Origin of the sequence: Campylobacter sp. BCW_6877, from assembly GCF_001762445.1 — a bacterium.
GTDB lineage: Bacteria > Campylobacterota > Campylobacteria > Campylobacterales > Campylobacteraceae > Campylobacter_D > Campylobacter_D jejuni.
This window is the reverse complement of the sequence record NZ_MJWW01000025.1, coordinates 1-3,392: the sequence shown is the minus strand read 5'-3', so window position 1 is coordinate 3,392 and position 3,392 is coordinate 1. Positions and strand designations below refer to the sequence as shown.

The following is a 3,392-nucleotide window of genomic DNA, read 5'->3' as shown; positions in this document are numbered from 1 at the left end:
ATATTGTATTCTTTAACCAATTGTTCCCAAGTCTTAGCACCTGCTTTTTTTAAGATTGTTTTATTTTTATTTATTCCAAAAGAAATAGCTTGATCCAATGGAGTATTAGGTTTAAAATAATTAATTTTATCATCTTTAGTTTTATTGATAGTGCAATTAGCAGCATTGACATCAGCTCCATATTTGATCAAAATTTCCAAACAAGTTCCAATAGGTTTTTTATCGGATGTTGCAGCTATATGTAAAAGGGTTGTTCCTGCATCGATATAACTGTGTTCATGTTCTGTTTTAATATTTCTCATATTTACATCAGCGCCAAATTGTAAAGCCACTTCTAAAGAATTTACAGACTCAGGATCGCCAAGCAATATCCAAGAATGCAAAGGGGTGGCACCTCGTTCATCATAAACTTCAAATTTACATCCTTTTTTAAAAAAATAATCAATCATTTTTTTATTTTTTCCACCCACTCCAATATAATCAGTAAGGGCATTATTTCCTAAACACTCATCATCAGCTTTAAGTCCTAAACTCTCAAAATACTCCATCATTTCAAAACTTTGACTCTTATCATAAGCGATCCCTGCCCAAGCTAAAGTAGAACTAGGATTAAAAAAAGGTATAGGATGACCACACCAATATACCTTACGACGTTTCTCTAAAAATACTTCAGGCACGGGATAATCTTTTAAAAACTCTTTCACTTCTTTAAGTTTATTATTTTTAACAAGTCTAAAAAACTCCCAACCTAACTCCCTTATAGCTTCTTCATCCATAGCTTGCATTTCTTCTAAAGTTTTCATTTGTTTTTCCTTGTGTTGTTATAATTTAAAAAATTAGTTTTAATCCACTCTTAGATCACCGCCTTTGATCCTTAAGCCCTTATCGTCTATAATAATTTGCATTTTACCTACTTGTATTACAATTTTATCTTCTGTTTGAGAAATGATTGTATTTTTTACCCTAGAAACAATATGTTCTTGTGCTACTAAAACGCTATCTTTGTTTGCTAAAGTATTAACTCTATCAGCTGCAAAAGTACAATCTTTTCTAGCTTTAAAACTAATAGAATCATCTGCTTCGGCTTTAATATATTCATTTGTTTCCAAGGTCATATCTTTTTTGGAATAAAATTTTACAGAGTGGTTAGTTTGGAGCACATAAGAACCTCTTATGGTTTCATTTTTATTATGTCCTACTCTATAAATAGAATCATTTTTAATATCTTGTTCTAGATTATTATTTACAAAGACTCTTTTGTCATTTCCTATTTTTTCTTCGTGGTTTTGCCCTATGTTTATTTCATTGCTAATCCCCACATTTAAAGTATTACTTAAACCCACATTGGTATCTTTAGAGAGTAAAGTATTTTCTAAATATTCAGCCCCTACATTGACATTTTTAAATCCTGCGATATTTTGCATATGACCTAAAGCGATAAATTCAGTATATAAGGCTCCTACTTCTGAAGTTTTATTATTTTTTATGGTTTGCTCATAATTATTGCCTATTTCTTCTTTATAATCTTTTTGCGCTAAGATATAAATTTCTTCTTTATCTTTATCATTTTTTAAAGTGATTTCATTTCTTGCTTTTGCATCGGTATTATCTACTCCTATTGTAGAATTTGCTAAAGTAAGATAATGATTATTAATAGAGCTTAATTCATAATCTGTATTTTCTTGAAGTTTTAAGGTATCTAAGCCTTGATTGATCATAATAGGAACTTCGCTTAAATAACTTAAAGTGCTAGTGGCAATCTCTCTTTGATATCTTGGATAATTATATTGAGGCATAGTTGTAGTCCCATTATACAAACTTCCACTTACATAAGGCTTATCTATATCATCATCTAAAAAAGAAATAATCACTTCATCTCCAATTCTTGGAGTATGATAAAAACCTGAATGATTACTTGCTATACTTGAAGCTACTCTTAAAAAAGGAGTGTGATGATATAAACTTTCTTTTTCATCTAATTCTTCTTGATTGGCATAAAGATTAATCCTTACCTTAACCCTTCCATGCTCATCAGTATAAATAGTATTTCTCTCACTTTCTATATCCTTACTCTCTCCTATAACAATACCTTGAGTGCTATTAGGAGCTTTAGGTTTAGCTTTAAAACTTGGAGTAAAGATAATATTCTTTTTTAATAAAGTTAAAGTATTGGAATAAGATTTACTTAAATTTAAATCTTTTAAATTTAAATGATCATTAGTATTAATAGAATTAGCTAAGATGGCATCATCAATTAAGATTTGAGTATTAGCAATAATAATAAAGTCTTTAAGCAAAGAAGCTTTATCTTGTTTTTCTTCATCTTGATTTTTTATTTCTTCTTGATGATTAAACTCCTTATAATTTAAAGTGATAAAATCTCCTAAACTAAGATGATAAATATTACTTTTTGCTAGTAAGCTTTCATTTAATACTAAGGCTCTTTTTTCTTTAAGAGAAGGCTTAGTCTTTAAATCAATGCTTTTTGTAAAAGAATATTCACTCTCATAAAAATGTTCATTATAATAAGCTTTGTTATTAAGTTCTTGTTCATAAGGAACTTTATTAGAATGTAAAGATAAAAGATTTAAAGGAGTATTGGCATTGATACTAGAATGTGTAAAAGAATTAGTTCTTAAGCTTTGTTCTTTATAAATAGAAGAAATACAAGCTTGATTTAAAATATTATTAATATTAGGATTATACTCAATTTCTTTATTTTTTACATTTTTATATACATCACAAAAATAAATAGTGTTCTCATCTTCATAAAAAAAGATTCCATTATTATGGCTTAATCTTGCAATAAAGTCTAAATCACTTTCATTGTATTGAGAGATGAGTTCTTGTTCTTCATAATTAAAATGTATATTAGAATAATCAATTTCTTTATGTAAGATATCTTGATAAAAACCAAGGGTTTGTTTAATCACTTCTATAATATTAGTATGAGTATAAATACGATTGGCTTTATTTAAAGAAAGTCTTATCAAGACTGATTGAAGCTTAAAAGAAAAAAAATGCTTGTATTTTATTTGCTTAGTATTTGAAGCGCTATCATTAATATTTAAAGCACTTTCATGATTAATACCTAGATATTTTATATAAGTGATAATTCCCTTATAGTTTATTACTTCATTGTTATCAAAGTTTAAGGTATTATTCTCATAAGGATTATGGATACTTAAAATAGCTTCTTGATCGATTAAAACATTAGGATGAAAATTAAAATCTTGACTTAGATTAAATAAGCTTTCATCTAAACTTTCAAAAAAACCTTCACATTCTATAGAAAAAAGTTCTTCAAGACTTTCTTTGATAATGGCTTTAGTGATTTTAAAGGGTAGGGGATTTGAAGTAGAATTTGATATATTAAGACTCATAAAGGAATT

The 3,392-nt window shown here is 27.6% G+C and carries 2 protein-coding genes; both read right to left on the bottom strand.

The annotated features are described in order from the left end of the window. A partial coding sequence (locus tag AJ936_RS01675; RefSeq protein ID WP_079860603.1) for an ankyrin repeat domain-containing protein occupies positions 1-803 on the bottom strand: 803 nt, incomplete at its 3' end. 39 nt (positions 804-842) lie between these two features. Then, the coding region (locus AJ936_RS10430) for a type VI secretion system Vgr family protein (protein ID WP_070273989.1) at positions 843-3,392 on the bottom strand (2,550 nt) is incomplete at its 5' end.